Annotated in this window: 17 protein-coding genes and 1 pseudogene; 9 read left to right on the top strand and 9 right to left on the bottom strand. The window is 48.7% G+C overall.

Going from position 1 to position 18,780, the window contains the following annotated elements:
* Positions 1 to 54 precede the first annotated feature (54 nt).
* Entirely contained in the window at positions 55 to 591 is a 537-nt protein-coding gene (locus tag IB196_RS09480; RefSeq protein WP_040232371.1) for a hypothetical protein, read from the top strand.
* Complete coding sequence (locus IB196_RS09475; RefSeq protein WP_188231683.1) at positions 584 to 1,243, top strand: type III secretion protein HrpE; 660 nt, start codon at positions 584 to 586, stop codon at positions 1,241 to 1,243. The genes IB196_RS09480 and IB196_RS09475 overlap by 8 nt, the downstream gene beginning before the upstream one ends.
* A gap of 77 nt (positions 1,244 to 1,320) precedes the next feature.
* Here the strand turns inward: IB196_RS09475 and IB196_RS09470 are convergent, their stop codons facing one another.
* The 3 genes from IB196_RS09470 to IB196_RS09460 are packed head-to-tail and all read right to left on the bottom strand — an operon-like array spanning position 1,321 to position 4,488.
* Entirely contained in the window at positions 1,321 to 2,169 is an 849-nt protein-coding gene (locus IB196_RS09470) for an IpaC/SipC family type III secretion system effector (protein WP_188231684.1), read from the bottom strand.
* Between the two features lie 26 nt (positions 2,170 to 2,195).
* On the bottom strand, positions 2,196 to 3,974 hold the full coding sequence (sctE, locus tag IB196_RS09465) for a type III secretion system translocon subunit SctE (RefSeq protein WP_188231685.1): 1,779 nt from the start codon (positions 3,972 to 3,974) through the stop codon (positions 2,196 to 2,198).
* Positions 3,955 to 4,488, bottom strand: coding sequence for a SycD/LcrH family type III secretion system chaperone (locus tag IB196_RS09460; RefSeq protein ID WP_005120757.1), 534 nt, complete (start codon positions 4,486 to 4,488; stop codon positions 3,955 to 3,957). Before IB196_RS09460 ends, sctE begins: the two co-directional genes overlap by 20 nt.
* Positions 4,489 to 4,697: 209 nt before the next feature.
* Between IB196_RS09460 and IB196_RS09455 the strand changes: the two genes are divergently transcribed.
* The gene (locus IB196_RS09455) at positions 4,698 to 5,744 is read left to right on the top strand and encodes a hypothetical protein (protein WP_188231686.1); all 1,047 of its coding nucleotides are present in this window, start codon (positions 4,698 to 4,700) and stop codon (positions 5,742 to 5,744) included.
* 105 nt (positions 5,745 to 5,849) lie between these two features.
* On the opposite strand, the gene htpX is transcribed toward IB196_RS09455, so the two are convergent.
* The 4 genes from htpX to IB196_RS09435 form a co-directional block, all read right to left on the bottom strand.
* Entirely contained in the window at positions 5,850 to 6,731 is an 882-nt protein-coding gene (gene htpX / locus IB196_RS09450; protein WP_040232377.1) for a protease HtpX, read from the bottom strand.
* A gap of 192 nt (positions 6,732 to 6,923) precedes the next feature.
* Complete coding sequence (gene prc / locus IB196_RS09445; RefSeq protein WP_040232379.1) at positions 6,924 to 8,972, bottom strand: carboxy terminal-processing peptidase; 2,049 nt, start codon at positions 8,970 to 8,972, stop codon at positions 6,924 to 6,926.
* A gap of 19 nt (positions 8,973 to 8,991) precedes the next feature.
* Positions 8,992 to 9,678, bottom strand: coding sequence for an RNA chaperone ProQ (gene proQ / locus IB196_RS09440; protein WP_005120752.1), 687 nt, complete (start codon positions 9,676 to 9,678; stop codon positions 8,992 to 8,994).
* Positions 9,679 to 9,774: 96 nt separating this feature from the next.
* The gene (locus IB196_RS09435; RefSeq protein ID WP_182290367.1) at positions 9,775 to 10,272 is read right to left on the bottom strand and encodes a GAF domain-containing protein; all 498 of its coding nucleotides are present in this window, start codon (positions 10,270 to 10,272) and stop codon (positions 9,775 to 9,777) included.
* Between the two features lie 128 nt (positions 10,273 to 10,400).
* On the opposite strand from IB196_RS09435, the gene yebS reads away from it, so the two are divergent.
* The 6 genes and pseudogenes from yebS to IB196_RS09405 all read left to right on the top strand — a co-directional run bounded on the left by yebS (position 10,401) and on the right by IB196_RS09405 (position 17,334).
* On the top strand, positions 10,401 to 11,684 hold the full coding sequence (gene yebS / locus IB196_RS09430) for a membrane integrity lipid transport subunit YebS (protein ID WP_040232382.1): 1,284 nt from the start codon (positions 10,401 to 10,403) through the stop codon (positions 11,682 to 11,684).
* Positions 11,653 to 14,286 (top strand): PqiB family protein, encoded by a 2,634-nt coding sequence (locus IB196_RS09425; protein WP_005120749.1) that lies wholly within the window; start codon positions 11,653 to 11,655, stop codon positions 14,284 to 14,286. The genes yebS and IB196_RS09425 overlap by 32 nt, the downstream gene beginning before the upstream one ends.
* 171 nt (positions 14,287 to 14,457) lie before the next feature.
* Positions 14,458 to 15,846, top strand: a complete 1,389-nt coding sequence (gene rsmF / locus IB196_RS09420) for a 16S rRNA (cytosine(1407)-C(5))-methyltransferase RsmF (RefSeq protein ID WP_005120748.1) — start codon at positions 14,458 to 14,460, stop codon at positions 15,844 to 15,846.
* Positions 15,847 to 15,946: 100 nt separating this feature from the next.
* A complete protein-coding gene (locus tag IB196_RS09415) occupies positions 15,947 to 16,183 on the top strand; it encodes a YebV family protein (RefSeq protein WP_029139506.1) in 237 nt (78 codons plus the stop codon).
* 281 nt (positions 16,184 to 16,464) lie between these two features.
* Positions 16,465 to 17,070, top strand: a pseudogene (locus tag IB196_RS09410) (LysR substrate-binding domain-containing protein).
* Positions 17,071 to 17,142: 72 nt separating this feature from the next.
* Positions 17,143 to 17,334: a YebW family protein gene (locus IB196_RS09405; RefSeq protein WP_005120744.1), complete on the top strand. Its 192-nt coding sequence runs from the start codon at positions 17,143 to 17,145 to the stop codon at positions 17,332 to 17,334.
* Here the strand turns inward: IB196_RS09405 and pphA are convergent, their stop codons facing one another.
* Positions 17,335 to 17,976, bottom strand: coding sequence for a protein-serine/threonine phosphatase (gene pphA / locus IB196_RS09400; RefSeq protein ID WP_182290363.1), 642 nt, complete (start codon positions 17,974 to 17,976; stop codon positions 17,335 to 17,337).
* 114 nt (positions 17,977 to 18,090) lie between these two features.
* A complete protein-coding gene (locus tag IB196_RS09395) occupies positions 18,091 to 18,774 on the bottom strand; it encodes a GIY-YIG nuclease family protein (RefSeq protein ID WP_188231687.1) in 684 nt (227 codons plus the stop codon).
* Between the last annotated feature and the right edge of the window lie 6 nt (positions 18,775 to 18,780).

The following is an 18,780-nucleotide window of genomic DNA, read 5'->3' as shown; positions in this document are numbered from 1 at the left end:
CACAATATTATTATAAGCGACGATTTCTTTTCGTCGCTTATCATTGGATAAGCTATGAGTGAGATAATTATGCTTAGCAAAATTGTGCTAATGCCGGCTGACTGGGCGAATACTACCAGATTAGCTAAATTGCGCAATGTGCCACGTACTATTGTAAACAGACTTCTGTTACCACATAACACTATTGATATTGACCTATTGCAACTCTCTGAACAAAATATGTTTTTTATTTCTCGCTGGCAAGAACTCTATAGTGCAGCAATGATGGCCGCATCACGGCAACTGGCTCCTATGTTCGTACGGTTTCCCGCCGCCCTCACGCTTTTAACGGCCAAACAGCGCGCTTTCCTTTATATTCCCTGGTTTTCATCTTTACCCATAAACCAGGAATATCGCCAACCTGATCTCGCTATGCTTGAACAGTATGCATATACATTATTGGTAAAAGCAATGCACAATCGATTCCCCCCTCCTCTTGTCCCTCTACTGGCCTTATTTTTCACTGATGAATGTCAAGAGCCTGATATCAGAGATGACCAAATCTATCCTGAAGAATATCTTCTTTTTTTGCAGGCCTTAGAATATGCTTAGACAAATCTCACTTCCGAAGCAGTATCCTTTGCCTGATACCCCGCTTATCAAAGCGAAATGGCTGAATTCAGCGACCAGTGCATCCAGACTTGAGCTGCTTGCCAGGAAGCATGCTCAGCATATTCTGCGTGATGCAAGAAACGAGGCTGATGAATTGCGTTCACTTGCCTGGATGGAAGGTTATAGCCAGGGAATACAGAAAGCATCACAAACTGTAGTCGATTACGTCAGCAATATTGAATCTGCAACATCACAGTTGTTGCAACATTCGCAACAGCAACTGGAGAAACAGTTACAGCAATTATTTGCCAGTGAGGCCGGTATAGAAAATATACTTGCACTGCTAGCTCATTATCTATCACGTGATGCTATTACAGGCACTAAAGCTATCGTTTCATTCCCTGCTTATGCCATTCGCTCAGCCAAATCCATCAGTGACAATTTTAAGCAGTCCGGAATTGATGTTGAACTTCGAACATGTCAGGCTGAAGAGTTACGGGTAGAATATGGACAGGAAATATGGTGCTGCGATTTTCAGCGCCAACCATCCCAGCTAACTAAATTAGCTATTGCCGCGTCTTTTGCTACGCTGAATATTTCTGAACGCCTTGAAGAATATCGTCAGCAGGCAGTAGAATCTGTTTCGGAATAATCGAGTTAGATCTTTTATTTTTGATTGCGTCTAAAGGCCCGAAACATATCGGGCCTTTTTTATATATTAGTTAGCCATCAGGCTTTCAGATTGCTACTGACTGTAGAAACCAGATCGGCTGACGAGTGTCGTATATCAGCCATCAGAGAAAGAAGGCTACTCATCACTTGCGCCGCTTTTTGTGCCGTTTCTCTACTCATCTCCATGGTTTGATCCATCATTTTGCCACTTGCCTGCAGGGACGTCTGCTCTGCTTCAGAATTTTTTGTCCCCATACCAAACCCGCCCTGCTCTCCTTCAGAAAGAGCTCGACCTATTGTGGTAGCTGCCGATGATTTAGCTGCATATTTTTCAGCGGCGCCCCTGAATTTTGAAGCATCAGCGTCATTCAAGCCTGCCTTGACGTTATTTTTTGCGCTCTTAGCGCCATAACCAATCCCCGCTGCCGCTCCAGCTATCTGAGTCGAACCACTTACGATACCCGATGACAAAGCCAACTCCCCCTGTTCGCGTAATTCATCTGCCGCAGCATTTGAAAAATCCTGGCTAATGACACCGAGTTCGCCGGACATTTTATAACCCGCAATTGAAGATTCATTTTCTGACTCAATCATGGCAACCAGGAGAGTCAGCAGTGCACTGGCTTTTGGCATTGACACGGTTATCACATTACCTGTGCTGGTATCGTTGCTGCCTAAACCACTATGCAACTGGCTAAGAAGTTGCTGAGCCTCTTTGCGCACTGCGGCTTTGTCTTCTTTAGTCTCGTCCACACCTTTGTAGCCATCGCCAACCAATTTCACTAACGTCTGGTAGGCCTGAGTATCTTTAATGTTCCGTCTACTATCCGTCTGGGCAACATCTGCATTCTCACTTGTATTAAGGTATATATTGCCCGTTACCACTGAATTAATCGATCCAACCATGTTATTTATCTCCATTTTTATTACAATTACGCACGGGTATGTGCCAGAATTTGCTTACCCACCTGCATTGACATACCCGATGCTTCTGTTTCATTTTTAATAATCGCGTTCATGGTTTTCATCGTGTTACTGTAGTTTTCCACGATCATATCCATAAATCTCTTTACAAAATCATTATCTTTCATAATTTCGATCAGCTTCGCTGAAATATTAGCACGTTGTTGTTCATAAACACCGCTGGTGATTGAATAAGCGCCATTATTAATTCCGCTGGCAGTTAGCGAAACTCTGAATGTAATTTCAGACCCCATTTTCATAATGCGTCCGGCACCTGATGTTCCATGATTTGAAAGGACTCGCAAGATCGAGTTTGCTATTTTGCTTGCGAATTTATTATTCAAGAATTTTGCGCCCTTCCCCAGCACTACCGTAGCGGCAATTGTTGCTAACAACATTGTTATTGATGCAAGAATAGAGGCAACAAGCTCATCCGCCCCCATAGCTTCAAACATTTTAGCAAGTTCGCTCACAACGGCATTCATCGCTTTCCCCATAAAGGACTCGCCCGTTGCAGCTTTCGTGATTTGATCCGATATCATGAGAGCCGTGCTGGCAACAAACAAAATTGCCATAACGCCACCGGTAAATAGTGCAGAAATGGCACCAGCAATCATCGTCACAGCCATAAGTACTTTGCCGAGAGCGCCAAAAATCTTATGCATCCTTTTTTGTTTTTCCGCGATTTTATCTGATTTTTCAGTTTCCTTTGCCAGTTCAGCCTGTTTGGCTGACTGCTGACTTTTGGCCAGCTCCATATTCGTCTTTAAGGTTTCTTCGTTACATTTACCTAAAATAGTCACTAACTGTGCCATCATAAGGTCGACTCGATTAATGCTACCTGTATTATCGTTATTTACGACCTGGGGGCTAACTGTCGCACTTTCCAATGCGTCCTGCGCTACTTTCAGCATCTGAGTTGCCGTAATCACCGCTTGCTGTTTTTGCTGGGCATTCTTAGTGGCATCGGTTGCTGCCGTTTGCGCCTTGCTTCTGGCATCAATCGCCTGTTGGTATTCATCAGCGGCCACATCCACTGCCTGCTGTGCACTCGTCACCCTATCTGCTGCCGTATTAATCGCTAGCGTTTTTTCTTCATCAGTGCTGTAAATCGCATTCAGCGCATCGTTATATGCTATTTGCGCTGAAGTAAGAGCATCCTGGGCATCGTCCAGCGACAGCTTAGCGTTGTTTAGCGATGTTTCAACCTGTAGTAAATTATCGTTAGCCTCGTTTTCGGCCTTTATGGCCTCGCTATAAGCTGAATTTGCCTGCGTCAACTCCTGCTGTGCATTTTCAACACCTTGCGACTTCTGAATGAGTGCTGCGGATGCGGCGCTTCCCATCAACTGTGTCGCTGTGGCACGAAACATTTGCCCAACCACAGTAGAATCACCCAGTTTAACCGCTAATGTGGCCAGAACCTCTGCCAGAGAATAGGTTGATGATTGCGTGTTACCTCCCGACATCGCACTATTCGTCTCACCTGACTGCGATTCAGCTTGCAGGGATGATCGCAGCGTCACACTTTCAGGGGAACGCAACGTTGGTTTCCATGATTCGCTGGTCATAGCCAATTTCTCTGCGCGCGTAACCAATTTTTCCTGGACTATTTTCTGCGCCGCATTTCCGTCGCTGCTGCTTGTAGAACTAATGTCCTTTTTCTCAGTAGTTGCTCTTTCAACATCACCTTCACTGGTTACCTGCTGGGTAACCAGCGTGACAGGCTTATTTGTTATTCCGTACATGGTTATGATCCTCATCACTGTCGTTAATCTTTGTTAGCGCTTTAAGATACAGTTCGGCACGTTTGACCAGCTCAGGATCCTTTTCGTGAGCCACGACCTCTTCAAATGAGTCGCGTGCTTTCGAATAGTTATGCAAGTGCATATAGCACTGCCCTGCCTCAAAAATGGCGCGCAGATTGTCATCATCAAGCGCATAGGCAATTGCATAGATATCCAGCGCATGCTTGTAGTCCTGCTTTAGTTGATAAACGGCGGCCAGGCCAAATGCGTAATCAGGATTATAGAAGTCATACATCATTAAAAATTTAAAAAAGTGCTCCGCTTTTTCAATTTCTCCTTTTTGGTAATACTCGTATGCACAGGCGTAGAAACCGTTCATCAGGCTATCTGGAATGCCATACAGCTGTTTGCGGGTAGCGCCCGATTCAAATAAATCTTCAATAAACTGTTCGCGATTTTCTTCAGCGATCTTGCTGAGAAGATCCTCCATCAACACATCATTTCCATTTTCCATAATAAATCCAGTTCCATACAAATAATAGATGATTGTAATCTTATAATTATTACCGCATTTATCATTGAAATAAATAAATAAATATTTAGAAGGTATGTTTTCAGATTGCTAAATAAAGAAATCGAAGCATTTTTTGAAAGAAATCCACCAACCGTGATGACATCATACGTGCGATACTTGATGTTTAAAAAACGCACATGGAGACGGATATGTCAAACACAATTAAAGCATTCTCACACAGTGTTAGCCATTATAGGAGTGATTTCCACAGGCAAAGAGAAGTTAAGAACCATAATTTATTTTCCGCATGTTTTTCGGCTATCGCTAATGTCCCTAAAAATATTAGCATTGACAAAACCATTCAAAAAATAACAGCAGATTTGGCGCATGCTCGTGATACCGGATTTTCTATGCCGCTCTGTTTTGAAGATAATAAAGGTATCTGGACTCTAAATGCAGATCGCACAAAATTTTTGGGAGATACAGCTTTAAATATGCGTAACGCTGTAAATACTTTTGAAGATCAATACAAAATTAGTTCCCTTAGCGGAAAAAATTTAAAAGCCTTTACTGATCTGCAAGAAAAAAGGGAAAATTTTAAAGCCAATTTTGGATCTTCGATCCAAACTTTTAAAGCAAGCGCTAACAGGCAAGAGGCCTGTATAAAAATGCTTAATGCTAATACAATAGATCCTATTTTTAATGCAATGCTTGATAAATATACTAAATTGGAGAAATCACCGGTCAGACAGAGTACAACGCTTAGTCTTGATGCTCTCAAGACCTCGTTCGCTGAAATAGTGAATCCCGGATATGGTACACCGGACAATGGGGCAATTAGTAAGAAAGGTGATGCAGCAGCCCAAATTATCAAAGCGTTTCTGTCGTCTCCTCACACAGTGCATATCAGTGACGTTAACATCACTAAGCTTGAGCAGGCTGCTTTTAATGACTATATGAATCAACAACTTCAGGAGTTAGACGAAAATGACCGCGAACTGACATTATCCTTATATCAGGCTTTCGCTACACACCTAGACCCAGACCCAGCCCCAGCCCCAAAAAATGTTAAATCGTTTGATAGTGATGTTTCTTCTACTTTTTTCGGGCAGGCTATAATACTTAAAGATGATTTTTTGAAGTCCTGTAAAACTGAGGGTAATTCAATTTCAGTTCGTGAGGCTACTCATGTTGTATCTGAAAAATTTATTGCATACATTAAGACCACCGTCCCTGAAATTAATCCACCTGCATAGCATTTTCTTCGAAAATAACCATACTGCTCTCCACCAGCGGTAGTTTAGGTCTAACAAATAACAAACGAAGGGCCACGATGTGGCCCTTTTATCAACCCAGGCAACTTACTTCAGATATTCTCCGCTGCGCAGCGCTTCGATACGCTTATCCAGCGGTGGGTGCGTCATAAACAGCTCGCTCAACGACCTGGACTTACCGTTGATGCAGAAGGCCATCATGCTGGTTGCTTCCTGCGGCTCGTAGCTGGTTTTCAGTCGCTGCAATGCGGCAATCATCTTCTCACGGCCAACCAGTTTTGCTGAACCCGCATCCGCATGGAATTCACGATGACGTGAAAACCACATGGTAATAATACTGGCCAGAATACCGAACACCAGCTCCAGCACCGTTGCGACGGCAAAGTAGATTAATGGGTTACCATTGCTACCCTCGCCTTCTTCGCGGTTTCCGCCCATAAAACCGGCGGCGATTTGCGCCAGAATACGCGAGATAAAGATAACAAAGGTGTTCACCACACCCTGAATCAGCGTCATGGTAACCATATCACCATTAGCAATGTGGCTGATTTCATGCGCGATAACGGCTTCCGCTTCATCCGGACTCATATTTTGCAACAAACCGGTGCTGACGGCCACCAGCGACGCATCCCGGCGCGCACCGGTCGCAAATGCGTTAATATCTGGCGCATGGTAAATAGCCACCTGCGGCATAGCGATCCCGGCCTGACGAGCCTGTGTCGCCACAGTATTCATCAGCCAGCGTTCTCTTTCATTACGGGGCTGTTCAATCACTTCTCCGCCAACGGACTTTAACGCCATCCATTTGGACATCAGCAGCGAAATGAAGGAACCACCAAAACCAAACAGCAGTGCCATAATCAACAAGCCTTGAACGCTGCTTGACTGAATCCCTGTCAGGCTCAATACCAGCCCGAAAACGACCATCACAGCCAGGTTCGTCAGCAGGAAGAGCGCGATTCGCATCATAATTTTCTTTTAACCTCAATTTAACAAAACGCACTATGCGATTACCCATATCGTATGGGTCTTACGGCTATTTTCAAGCATGCATAGGTGCTAAGTCACCAGAAAGACACAACTTTACATTTTATCGTATCAGACTGACGTCTTCATGCGTTTGTTAAAAAAACAGGCACAATCTCTTGTGCCTGTTTGACGTTATTGACTGGTCGCGGGCTGTTCCGCTGGCTTTTCTTTTTCAAGATGCGCCAGGTCGAGCGCGATTTTCACCGTTTCATCCAGATACGGATCGGGCTCCTGGTAATCCTTCGGCAGATCGTCCAGTTTCTTCAGCGGCGGTTTACCTTCTCGCTTAAACCGATCGTTGATACGCGCCAGACGCATTGCGTCATCTTCGTTATTCTCTTTCTCACGCTGGGCGTAATTCAAAGAGGCGATGTTGCGCTTATCCTTCATTGCGTTGAAACGCGCAATGTCTTTCATGATGTACTGGAATTCAGGATCGTTGGCGATGCGCGCATTGTGCTCTTTCAGCAATTCCGGCCCAAACGGCGTCAGGTTATCGGACTTGGTGTAGGTTGCCGCATCAATGCTGTCCCACGGCAGCGCGTTATCTTCGAACTTTTCACCGGTTTCGGTTTCTTCATTACCTGTCGGCATGATGATGTCCGGCGTAACGCCCTTACGCTGCGTACTGCCACCGTTTACACGGTAGAATTTCTGGATCGTATACTGCACAGAACCCAGCGCCGGCCATTCCGGACGCAGCATCTGATCGTAAATACGGTTCAGGGAGCGATACTGTTGTACAGTGCCTTTGCCGAAGGTTGGTTCACCAACGATCAGCGCACGACCATAATCCTGCATTGCCGCGGCAAATATCTCTGATGCCGAAGCACTGAAGCGATCGACTAACACTACCAGCGGGCCTTTGTAGTACACAACGCCGTCGGTATCGCTGTCTTCACGCACTTTGCCGTTATTGTCACGAACCTGAACCACCGGGCCGGAAGGAATGAACAGACCGGAAAGCGAGACCGCTTCGGTCAGTGCGCCACCACCGTTGGTACGCAGGTCGATAATCACGCTGCTGACATTCTGTTTTTCCAGTTTCTGCAGCTGTACTTTGACGTCATCCGTCAGGCCAACATAGAAACCAGGAATATCCAGTACGCCGACTTTCTCTTTGCCAACGGTTTTCACGGACATTTTAACAGCGCGGTCTTCGAGACGAATGCGTTCACGCGTTAACGTGACAATGCGCGTCTTGGTGCCCTTACCGGCAGGCAGGATTTCGAGGCGAACTTTGCTGCCTTTTGGTCCTTTGATCAGCGCCACGACGTCATCAAGACGCCAGCCAATCACATCGACCATGCCTTTTCCGCTCTGACCGACGCCAACAATACGATCGCCAACGCTTATCGCTTTGCTTTTAGCTGCCGGGCCGCCCGCCACCATGGAATTAATGACGGTATAGTCATCATCCATTTGCAGAACTGCGCCAATACCTTCCAGAGACAAGCTCATTTCAGTATTAAACTGTTCAGTGTTGCGCGGAGATAGATAGTTAGTATGCGGGTCTATTTCACGAGCAAAAGCCGTCATCGCCAGTGAAAACACATCTTCACTGTTCGTCTGCGCCAGACGGCGAATGGCAAATTTATAGCGACGCGTAAGCGTTTCGCGAATTTCCGCATCGGTTTTACCGGTCAGTTTCAGGCTGAGTTCGTCAAATTTAACTTTGCCGTCCCACAGCGTATTAAGCTCTGCTTCGCTCTGCGGCCACGGAGCTTTACTCCGGTCGAGGTTAAAGTTGTCGTTACCGGTGAAATCCATTGGACGTGCCAGTACGCTTAATGCGTACTGGTAACGTTCAAACCGGCGCTTTTGCGCCAGATTATAGAGATCGTAAAAGACATCGAGCTTGCCCGAACGCAGTTCATCACCGAGGACGGTTTTCTTTTTGGCAAACTGCTCAATATCGCTCGCCAACAGCACGTTATGGCTGTAGTCGAGCAGATTCAGGTAGCGGTCAAAAATTTTCGCCGAAAACGCCTGATCCAGATCGAACTGGCGATAATGTGAACGCGTAAAGCGTGATGTCACACGTTCACTCACCGTCGCATGCTGAGTTTCTTCCTTTAAAACGGGGATTTGATCGGCACGCGTGATGTCTTCCACAGCGAGTGCCTGGCCTGCAAATGCAAGCAGACCAGCTAACGCAGTAAGCCTAAAAAAAGTGTTCATGCCAGGCCTGGCCTCCGTTTCAGAACACCAGGTGTTCTGCGCGTACAATCAAAGACATACCCGAATTCAGCTGTACACGGACGCCATCTTTGGTGATTTCTAATACGGTGGCATCCATCGCATTATTACCTGCTTTCACCTTCAGAGACTGCCCTACCGTCAGCACTGAAATATCAGATACTGGGGTATGCTGTTCTTCACGAGGAGCACGCGGTGCTTTTGCCACTGGTTTTTCAGCGCGAGGTTTACGCTCAGCACCTTCTTTACGACGCGGTGCAGGACGCGGCTTACGCTCGCGACGCGGTGCGTCTTCTTTTTCACCAGCAGCGGCCGCCGCTTCGCGTTTTTTCGCCTGCTGCTCTGCACGTTGCGCCTGAACGCGGGCTTTAGCTTCTTCAAGCTGTTTACGCGCATGTTCAACGTGTTGCTCATCCAGCTCACCACACGGGTTGCCGTCGAGGTCGACACGCGTTGCGCCCAGCTTAACGCCGTACAGATAACGCCAGCTTGAAGTATAGAGACGTAAGGCCGAACGGAGCTGTGTTTTACTGAGGTTCATTTCGCCCTCAACACGCTCTACCAGATCCTGAAAAATGCCAATTTTCAGCGGGCGCGCTTCGCCTTCCGCACTAAAACACTGCGGGAAGCGTTCGGCCAGAAACGCGATGACTTCTTTACTGCTATTCAACTTAGGTTGATTTTCCATGAAATTTCCTGATTACAACGGACGTAGCCAACAAGCGCAGGCATGAACAGGCGTCATTATAATGACGTCATCAGTAATTGCTACGTTATCCGTTGATTATCCTGCGACGGTCGCAAAGAATTTTTTGTAATCCGTCGTTGCAAGCACGGTTTCAAGCTGTGCCACAAGCGTCCGCAGACCCTGTTCATCTTCTTCAGTAAAGCGACCAAACGCCGTGCTATCAATATCCAGCACGCCGATTATCTGATTGTCGACGGTGATTGGCAGGACGATTTCCGCATTGCTGGCGGCATCGCAGGCGATGTGCCCGTCAAAGGCATGTACGTCCTCAATGCGCTGAACCTGGTTCTGCGCCACTGCGGTACCACACACGCCACGCCCTACCGGGATGCGTACGCAGGCGATTTTCCCCTGGAAGGGACCGAGCACCAGCGTAGTGTTCTCAAGCAGGTAAAACCCCGCCCAGTTCACTTCTGCAAGACGTTCGTACAATAACGCGCTGGTATTCGCCAACGTTGCCAGAAAACTGGTTTCACCTGCCATTAATGCCTGAAAATCACGGTTCAGATCCGTGTATAGCTCTATTTTGTTCATTATGTAATCACTTAGTTGTCTTACTTAAATCTGCAGCCTACTAAAATAAACATTAAATGCGTAAATGCTCAAGATCATTCCCATCATGGGTTAAGATAACATTACTTCAACACTTTGATTCGCGATACATGGCCCTTACTCATCCACGCATCACGCCGACTAGAAAAATAGCCATCAGGTCCATTGGTGATGCACTTCCTCGTGCGAATTATCATCGCTGCCCTGAATGTGACCTGATCTTTAGTTTGCCTAAAATGCGTTCGCACCAAAGTGCATTTTGCCCACGCTGTCAGGCAAAAATTCGTGACGGACGCGACTGGTCACTAACGCGGCTGGCGGCAATGGCTTTCACCATGCTGCTGCTGATGCCCTTTGCCTGGGGAGAGCCGCTGCTGCACATCTATTTATTAGGTGTACGCATTGACGCCAATGTGCTGCAGGGCATCTGGCAAATGACCCGACAAGGTGACCCACTCACCGCATCTTTCGTGCTGTTTTGCGTTGCTGGAGCACCGCTAATTCTCGTTACCTCAATCGCGTATCTGTGGTTTGGCAATATTCTCGGGATGAACCTGCGCCCGGTGCTGCTGATGCTGGAAAGGCTCAAAGAGTGGGTGATGCTCGATATCTATCTTGTGGGCATTGGCGTCGCGTCAATCAAAGTTCAGGACTATGCTTTTTTGCAACCAGGTGTGGGGCTGTTTGCTTTTATTGCGCTGGTGATCCTCAGTATTTTGACGCTGTCGCACCTCAACGTAGAGCAGCTTTGGGACCGTTTTTACCCGCAAAGACCGGCCCGTCGCCCTGATGAAAAGCTCCGTGTCTGCCTCGGTTGTCACTTTACAGGTTATCCGGATGCTCGGGGGCGCTGCCCGCGTTGCCATATCCCGTTACGCTGGCGCAGGAATCAAAGTATCCAAAAGTGTTGGGCGGCGCTACTGGCCTCGATTGTCCTGCTTTTGCCTGCTAATCTGCTGCCTATCTCGGTAATTTATGTCAACGGTGGTCGGCAGGAAGACACTATCCTGTCAGGTATAATGTCTTTGGCAAACAGCAACGTCGGCGTGGCGGCGATCGTTTTTATCGCCAGTATTCTGGTGCCATTCACCAAAGTGATTGTGATGTTTACGTTGCTCATCAGCATCCATTTTAACTGCGAGCAAGGATTGCGTACCCGCATAAAACTGCTGCGTATGGTGACCTGGATTGGTCGCTGGTCGATGCTGGATCTCTTTGTTATCGCGTTAACCATGTCGCTGATTAATCGCGATCAGATACTTGCTTTTACTATGGGACCGGCTGCGTTTTATTTCGGTGCAGCGGTAATATTGACTATTCTTGCAGTGGAATGGCTGGACAGCCGCTTACTTTGGGATGCACATGAGTCAGGAAACGCCCGCTTCGCAGACTGAAGCGCAGATTAAAACCAAACGCCGTATCTCTCCGTTCTGGCTGCTGCCGTTCATCGCGCTGATGATTGCAGGATGGCTCATCTGGGGCAGCTATGAAGATCGTGGCAATACCGTGACCATCGACTTTATGTCCGCGGACGGCATTGTCCCTGGCCGGACTCCCGTGCGCTATCAGGGTGTCGAAGTGGGCACGGTGCAGGATATCAGCCTGAGTAAAGATCTGCGCAAAATTGAAGTCCGCGTCAGCATCAAGTCCACCATGAAAGATGCCCTGCGCAAGGACACACAATTCTGGCTGGTCACGCCGAAGGCATCACTGGCGGGCGTTTCTGGCCTCGATGCGCTGGTTGGCGGGAACTATATCGGCATGATGCCGGGCACCGGCGAGCCGGAAGATCATTTCGTCGCCCTCGACACGCAGCCCAAATATCGTCTGGATAATGGCGATTTGATGTTGCATCTGCGGGCGCCTGACCTCGGTTCGCTCAATAGCGGTTCGTTGGTTTATTTCCGTAAGATTCCGGTGGGCCGGGTGTATGATTACACTATCAACCCCAACAATCAGGGCGTAACTATCGACGTGCTGATTGAACGTCGATTTACCAATCTGGTGAAAAAAGGCAGCCGCTTTTGGAACGTGTCCGGTGTGAATGCGGATGTCAGTCTCAGCGGCGCGAAGATCAAGCTAGAGAGTCTGGCCGCGCTGGTCAATGGCGCCATTGCTTTTGATTCGCCTGAAGACTCAAAACCCGCCGCAGCCGACGACACGTTTGGGTTATACCAGGATCTCGCCCACAGCCAACGCGGGGTAATCGTCAAGCTTGACTTACCCAACGGGGACGGGCTCAAAGCTGGCTCAACGTCGCTGATGTATCAAGGACTACAAGTCGGCCAACTCACCAAACTGGATTTAAATCCAGGCGGTAAAGTCACCGGCGAAATGACGGTCGACCCCAGCGTCGTTACGCTGCTGCGCGACAGCACGCGGATTGAATTACACAGTCCTAAATTATCGTTAAACGATGCCAATCTCAGCTCACTGCTGACGGGTAAAACGTTTGAACTGGTCCCCGGCGAAGGCGAGCCGCGTAGCCAGTTTGTTGTTATTCCCGCAGAGAAGTCGTTGTTACACGATCCTGGCGTCATGACATTTACGCTGACCGCACCGGAGAGTTACGGTATTGATGCTGGTCAGCCGCTGATTCTCCACGGCGTTCAGGTCGGTCAGGTGATTGAGCGTACGCTCTCAAGCAAAGGTGTCTCATTCACCGTTGCCATCGAACCGCAGCATCGCTCGCTGGTGCAAGGCGACAGTAAATTCGTGGTCAACAGCCGGGTGGATGTCAAAGTCGGGCTGGATGGCGTGGAATTCCTCGGTGCCAGCGCCAGTGAGTGGCTCAGCGGCGGCATTCGCATTTTGCCCGGTACTAAAGGTGAAATGCAAAAAAGCTATCCGCTGTATGCCAACCTCGAAAAAGCGATTGAAAACAGCCTGAGCGATCTGCCAACCACCACGGTTAGCCTGAGCGCTGAAACGCTGCCGGATGTGCAAGCCGGTTCGGTGGTGCTCTACCGCAAATTCGAGGTCGGTGAAGTGATTAGCGTTCGTCCACGCGCCGATGCGTTTGATATCGATCTGCACATCAAACCGGAATACCGCAATCTGTTAACCAGCAACAGCGTGTTCTGGGCTGAAGGTGGTGCAAAAGTTCAGCTTAACGGCAGCGGTTTAACCGTACAGGCTTCTCCCCTGTCGCGGGCGCTCAAAGGGGCGATTAGCTTCGATAACCTGAGCGGTGCCAGCGCCAGCCAGCGTAAAGGTGACAAGCGTATTTTGTATGCTTCCGAAACCGCCGCGCGTGCGGTGGGGGGTCAGATAACCCTGCACGCGTTCGATGCCGGTAAACTCGCTGCTGGCATGCCGATTCGCTATCTGGGGATCGATATTGGTCAGATCCAGACGCTTGAGCTCATCACCGCTCGTAACGAAGTTCAGGCAAAAGCGGTTCTGTATCCGGAATATGTGCAGACCTTTGCCCGAAGTGGTACGCGCTTCTCCGTGATCACGCCGCAAATTTCGGCGGCGGGCGTGGAGCATCTGGATACCATCCTGCAGCCGTATATCAACGTTGAACCAGGACGCGGCAACCCGCGCCGTGATTTTGAGCTGCAGGAAGCCACTATTACCGACTCTCGTTACCTCGATGGTCTGAGTATTGTGGTGGAAGCGCCGGAAGCCGGTTCGCTAAATATCGGTACGCCGGTACTGTTCAGAGGTATTGAAGTAGGGACCGTCACCGGGCTGACGCTGGGTTCACTGTCCGATCGTGTGATGGTGGCCATGCGCATCAGTCAGCGCTACCAGCACCTGGTGCGCAATAACTCTGTGTTCTGGCTGGCATCTGGCTACAACCTCGATTTCGGCCTCACCGGCGGCGTCGTGAAGACCGGTACCTTCAATCAGTTCATTCGCGGTGGTATCGCGTTTGCCACCCCACCAGGTACGCCACTGGCGCCGAAAGCGCAGGCAGGTAAACATTTCCTGCTGCTCGAAAGCGAACCGAAAGAATGGCGTCAATGGGGAACCGCCCTGCCACGCTAATCTTTCCCCTACTCCGGCGTACTCGCGCCGGAGCGGTTAGCCTCGTCATACTTCAAGTAGGCGCGTAGTTGTCCTGCAACTCGAATTATTTAGGGTATATGCTACACTGCGCACCTGTTTTTTTGCCGGTGGTACCAAGTGGCTTATTTTCCCGACGCCTTTCTGACACAAATGCGTGAAGCAATGCCTTCCACGCTCTCTTTTGAAGATTTTCTCGCTGCCAGCCAGCGCCCGCTGCGCCGCAGCATCCGTGTCAATACGCTGAAAATCTCCGTTGCCGATTTCCTCTCACTGACCGCGCCTTACAACTGGTCGCTTACTCCGGTTCCCTGGTGTGCTGAAGGTTTCTGGATCGAACGCGATGATGAAGAGTCACTGCCGCTTGGCAGCACCGCGGAGCATTTAAGCGGTCTGTTTTATATTCAGGAAGCCAGCTCAATGCTGCCGGTCGCCGCGTTGTTTGCCGAAGGCAATACCCCGCAACGTGTAATGGATGTTGCGGCAGCACCCGGATCTAAAACCACGCAAATTGCCGCCAAAATGAATAATCAGGGTGCAATTCTGGCGAATGAGTTTTCCGCCAGCCGCGTCAAAGTTCTGCATGCCAATATCAGCCGTTGCGGGATTGCGAACGTCGCACTCACCCATTTTGATGGCCGGGTATTCGGCGCAGCATTGCCTGAATCCTTCGATGCCATTTTGCTGGACGCCCCATGTTCCGGCGAAGGCGTGATGCGTAAAGACCCCGACGCGCTAAAAAACTGGTCACCAGAAAGTAATCTGGAAATTGCCGCGACTCAGCGCGAACTGCTCGACAGCGCCTTTCACGCTCTGCGCCCCGGTGGCACGTTGGTTTATTCAACCTGTACGCTTAACCGTGACGAAAATGAAAACGTCATGCAGTGGTTGATTGAGACTTACCCGGATGCCGTCGAATTTTTGCCGCTGGGCGATTTATTCCCCGAGGCCGAACGCGCCCTGACGCCGGAAGGGTTCCTGCATGTGTTCCCGCAAATCTATGATTGCGAAGGTTTCTTCGTTGCACGTTTGCGAAAAACTGCCCCTATCCCTGCACTGCCAACGCCGAAATATAAGGTGGGAAATTTCCCCTTCAGCCCGCTGAAAAGCCGGGAAGCCGCACAAATAACCCAGGCCGCTACCGCCTGTGGATTGCAGTGGCAAGACACTCTGCGCCTTTGGCAGCGTGATAAAGAGATTTGGCTGTTTCCAACAGAAATTGAGCCACTGATCGGTAAAGTCCGCTTTTCCCGACTCGGCGTCAAACTGGCTGAAACGCACAATAAAGGCTACCGCTGGCAACATGAAGCCGTCATCGCGCTCGCCAACCCAAATCACAGCCATGCGTTTGAACTGACCCTTGCCGAAGCTGAGGAGTGGTACCGCGGCCGGGATGTCTACCCACAAACCGCACCGACCACCGACGACGTGCTGGTTACGTTCCAGCACCAGCCGCTTGGCCTGGCAAAACGTATTGGTTCACGATTAAAGAATAGCTATCCACGCGATCTTGTCCGGGATGGCAAACTCTTTACAGGATAACGCACGTTTTTACTGGCGCTTTTGCTAACGTTGACTACGCTGAAAAATGGACGGCCTAACTGGTCGTACCACAACCAGCAAATCAACGGAGAGCACGATGATGAAAACCAGTGTGCGCATTGGCGCTTTTGAAATCGACGACGCCGAGTTACATGGCGAATCGCCAGGAGACCGAACGTTAACCATTCCCTGTAAATCCGATCCGGATTTATGTATGCAACTGGACGCCTGGGATGCCGACACCAGCGTCCCGGCTCTTCTGAACGGAGAACATTCGGTACTATTTCGCGAGCACTACGATCGTAAGTCAGATGCCTGGATCATGCGCCTTGCCTGATTCAAAAAGAACCCGTCGCCAGACGGGTTATTTATTGGCGTTAAAATAATTGAATCTAAGTACGCAGGCGGAGAAGAAAGCGATGGTTCCTCCCGCAGCCAGAACACTATAAGCGAGTTCCCAGCTTTGCGTTGAATCCATCTGTCAGGCTGACGAGTGCTGGCGAGACCTTTTCCCGTGTCGCAACACGGTTACTCGATGAACTTGCGCAGGCAGAAAAAGAGGTCAGCGCTAACACCTTTTCGGGAAGGTTAACCATCCAGTGCCTGCCCACATTCGCCATGCACTGGCTCATGCCAAGACTGGCTGAGCTGAATGAAATCCACCCTGAACTCACCGTCGATGTCACCACCAGCATTGGTCCCGTTAGCTTTGCCTCTCCCTTTGATATCGCGATTCGCCGGGATCCGGCGCATTTTTCCGGGCTTAAACCTGTTCCATTTCTTCGGGAATCAAGCCTGCTGGTTTGTAGCCAGTAGTACCTGCACAGCCGACCTCTCGTCTCGCCAAATCAGCTGGACGATCATATAAAAATTCAAATTCATGCGCGTAACGATCTCTGGAAACGCTGGCATAGCCATTTCCCAAATAATCATCATAAAAATAACCAGATTATCACGCTGGATCATACATTTGCGGCAATACAGGCGGCTGAAGATGGCTTGGGTTTGGTCGTAATGCCCTATTTATTCTGTGAAAAACACCTGAAAACAGGAAGGCTGGTTGCGCCATTTGGCGATTTGACTATCGATACCGGAACCTATTCTCTGCTGTGGAACGACAGGCAAGATGAGGCCGTAAGAAAATTTACCCACTGGTTGCAATCTTTCGAACTGCCCCGTGAAACGTCCCTGCCCTTCACGAGTGAGCACACAGTGACGCGTTAACTTATTTCCCCCCGCCCCATTAACTACACTTTCTTCTACACTATTGATACGGCAATACAATTTGAGGATGGAATGTTCACGCTGATTCTTTTTGTTTGCTACCTGGATGGCGGTTGTGAAGATATCGTGGTTGATGTCTACAATACGGAACAGCAGTGCCTAATTTCGATGGACGATCAGCGCATTCGCAACGGCGGATGCTTGCCGGCAGAAGACTATATCGACAGCTTCTGGCGTCCTGCTCAGGAATATAGCGATTTCTAATTATTGTAACTGTACCAACGTTAGTTCACCGCCAAATACCGCGCCAGTATCAATATAGTGCAGATTATCGCGATCAAGCCGATGACGCAGAGGCGTATGACCAAACCAAAAGTGATCTGCGCCATGAATTCCACTGCCTTTGTTCAGTAATCGCGCACGGTCCCACAACACCCGTTGCAAATCGACCTCTTTTCGCCACAGATAATCATCATCCGGGTAATCGGCATGGGCAATCACGTGTACGCCATTCTGACAATGCAGTTCCAGAATCCACGGTAATTGCTGACAGGCTTCAAGAGCAAATCTTGCCGCGGGTTGTGCTGCCTGGGCAAACCACGAGCCCCCATTCATAAACCACAACTGCAGATCCCCCGTTACCAGCGCATCCAGCGCCATCTGCTCGTGATTCCCCCTGACCGCTATGATCCAGTTTCGGCGAAGCAACTGTAGACAGCGCAGACTATCAGGCCCACGATCGGTAACATCGCCGACGGAAACCAGCAGATCGCGCCACGGATCAAACCGACACTGGCGCAATTTATCCATCAGCATAGAAAAACAGCCGTGAAGATCTCCCACGACCCAGATGTGACGCCAGTTTGTACCTTCTATCCTCTGGTAGACGTTGTCAGGCTGTCCCATATGACCTTCTGCATTCTTGTTTCGCTCACCATTAAGTTTAGCAATAACAGCAATAGGCACTGTACCGTAGGGTTTGCGCAGCAAATGTTCAATTATTCATATGTAGTTGGGCATTCAGCATTTCCCTCTGGAGGTAACAACAACTAGCGGTGTCGGTTTTAGTTCATAGCAGTCCAATATTCGCGAAAGAAGGTCACGCGGTACATTTAAAGAATCCATAGCCTTCATTACAAATGTTTTTCTATTAATAGTACGGAGAAGCAAGCTATCAAAAACAACTTGTTTATATTCATTGAACTCATAATATCGTTTTGCTTTACAAAAAGCTTTAGCCAATGCTTCCCATATCTGTATTTCTTTTTCTGAGTTATGATCTTTCATAAAGCCATCATACCACCTCGAAATATCATTAGGAAATACATCAAAAAAAACAAGCATTAATATCTCAATCCTATTTTTCTGATCAGCGGTTAATGTTGAATTGTAGCTATCTTGCTCAAGAAGGTCTTTAATCGACAGAATAAATCCCGAGCGATGATATTCTTCAATTTCAATAACTGTGTCTTCCTTTTGTTCTAAAATAACTGGATTAGTATAGTTTAACCCCAGATGTTCATTGATTTTATTACATTCGTCCAAAACTACCTTACTGCAAATTTCTATGGGCAGTTCAAAAAATTCCCTTCGGCGATTGACCCGATAAGGTTTAAGACGCGCGTGGACGTTCTTCTCAGCCTCCTGATAGTTACCTACCTGACAGGCCATCACGACATCAAAGGGCAACGGTACGCCTGTCATCCGTTA

It is taken from the genome of Citrobacter sp. C6_1 (assembly GCF_014596835.2).
Taxonomy (GTDB): domain Bacteria; phylum Pseudomonadota; class Gammaproteobacteria; order Enterobacterales; family Enterobacteriaceae; genus Citrobacter; species Citrobacter pasteurii.
Note: the sequence above shows the minus strand (reverse complement) of the source record. Positions and strands in the feature narration are given on the sequence as shown.

What these genes read in the sequence shown, in the direction of transcription:
- rsmF (WP_005120748.1), top strand. Translation starts at nt 14,458, where the DNA reads ATGCGTGAAGCAATGCCTTCCACGCTCTCTTTTGAAGATTTTCTCGCT.
- pphA (WP_182290363.1), bottom strand. Translation starts at nt 17,976, where the DNA reads ATGGGACAGCCTGACAACGTCTACCAGAGGATAGAAGGTACAAACTGG.
- IB196_RS09475 (WP_188231683.1), top strand. Translation starts at nt 584, where the DNA reads ATGCTTAGACAAATCTCACTTCCGAAGCAGTATCCTTTGCCTGATACC.
- IB196_RS09425 (WP_005120749.1), top strand. Translation starts at nt 11,653, where the DNA reads ATGAGTCAGGAAACGCCCGCTTCGCAGACTGAAGCGCAGATTAAAACC.
- IB196_RS09435 (WP_182290367.1), bottom strand. Translation starts at nt 10,272, where the DNA reads ATGAACAAAATAGAGCTATACACGGATCTGAACCGTGATTTTCAGGCA.
- IB196_RS09460 (WP_005120757.1), bottom strand. Translation starts at nt 4,488, where the DNA reads ATGGAAAATGGAAATGATGTGTTGATGGAGGATCTTCTCAGCAAGATC.
- yebS (WP_040232382.1), top strand. Translation starts at nt 10,401, where the DNA reads ATGGCCCTTACTCATCCACGCATCACGCCGACTAGAAAAATAGCCATC.
- prc (WP_040232379.1), bottom strand. Translation starts at nt 8,972, where the DNA reads ATGAACACTTTTTTTAGGCTTACTGCGTTAGCTGGTCTGCTTGCATTT.
- sctE (WP_188231685.1), bottom strand. Translation starts at nt 3,974, where the DNA reads ATGTACGGAATAACAAATAAGCCTGTCACGCTGGTTACCCAGCAGGTA.
- htpX (WP_040232377.1), bottom strand. Translation starts at nt 6,731, where the DNA reads ATGATGCGAATCGCGCTCTTCCTGCTGACGAACCTGGCTGTGATGGTC.
- IB196_RS09455 (WP_188231686.1), top strand. Translation starts at nt 4,698, where the DNA reads ATGTCAAACACAATTAAAGCATTCTCACACAGTGTTAGCCATTATAGG.
- proQ (WP_005120752.1), bottom strand. Translation starts at nt 9,678, where the DNA reads ATGGAAAATCAACCTAAGTTGAATAGCAGTAAAGAAGTCATCGCGTTT.
- IB196_RS09415 (WP_029139506.1), top strand. Translation starts at nt 15,947, where the DNA reads ATGAAAACCAGTGTGCGCATTGGCGCTTTTGAAATCGACGACGCCGAG.
- IB196_RS09395 (WP_188231687.1), bottom strand. Translation starts at nt 18,774, where the DNA reads ATGACAGGCGTACCGTTGCCCTTTGATGTCGTGATGGCCTGTCAGGTA.
- IB196_RS09470 (WP_188231684.1), bottom strand. Translation starts at nt 2,169, where the DNA reads ATGGTTGGATCGATTAATTCAGTGGTAACGGGCAATATATACCTTAAT.
- IB196_RS09480 (WP_040232371.1), top strand. Translation starts at nt 55, where the DNA reads ATGAGTGAGATAATTATGCTTAGCAAAATTGTGCTAATGCCGGCTGAC.
- IB196_RS09405 (WP_005120744.1), top strand. Translation starts at nt 17,143, where the DNA reads ATGTTCACGCTGATTCTTTTTGTTTGCTACCTGGATGGCGGTTGTGAA.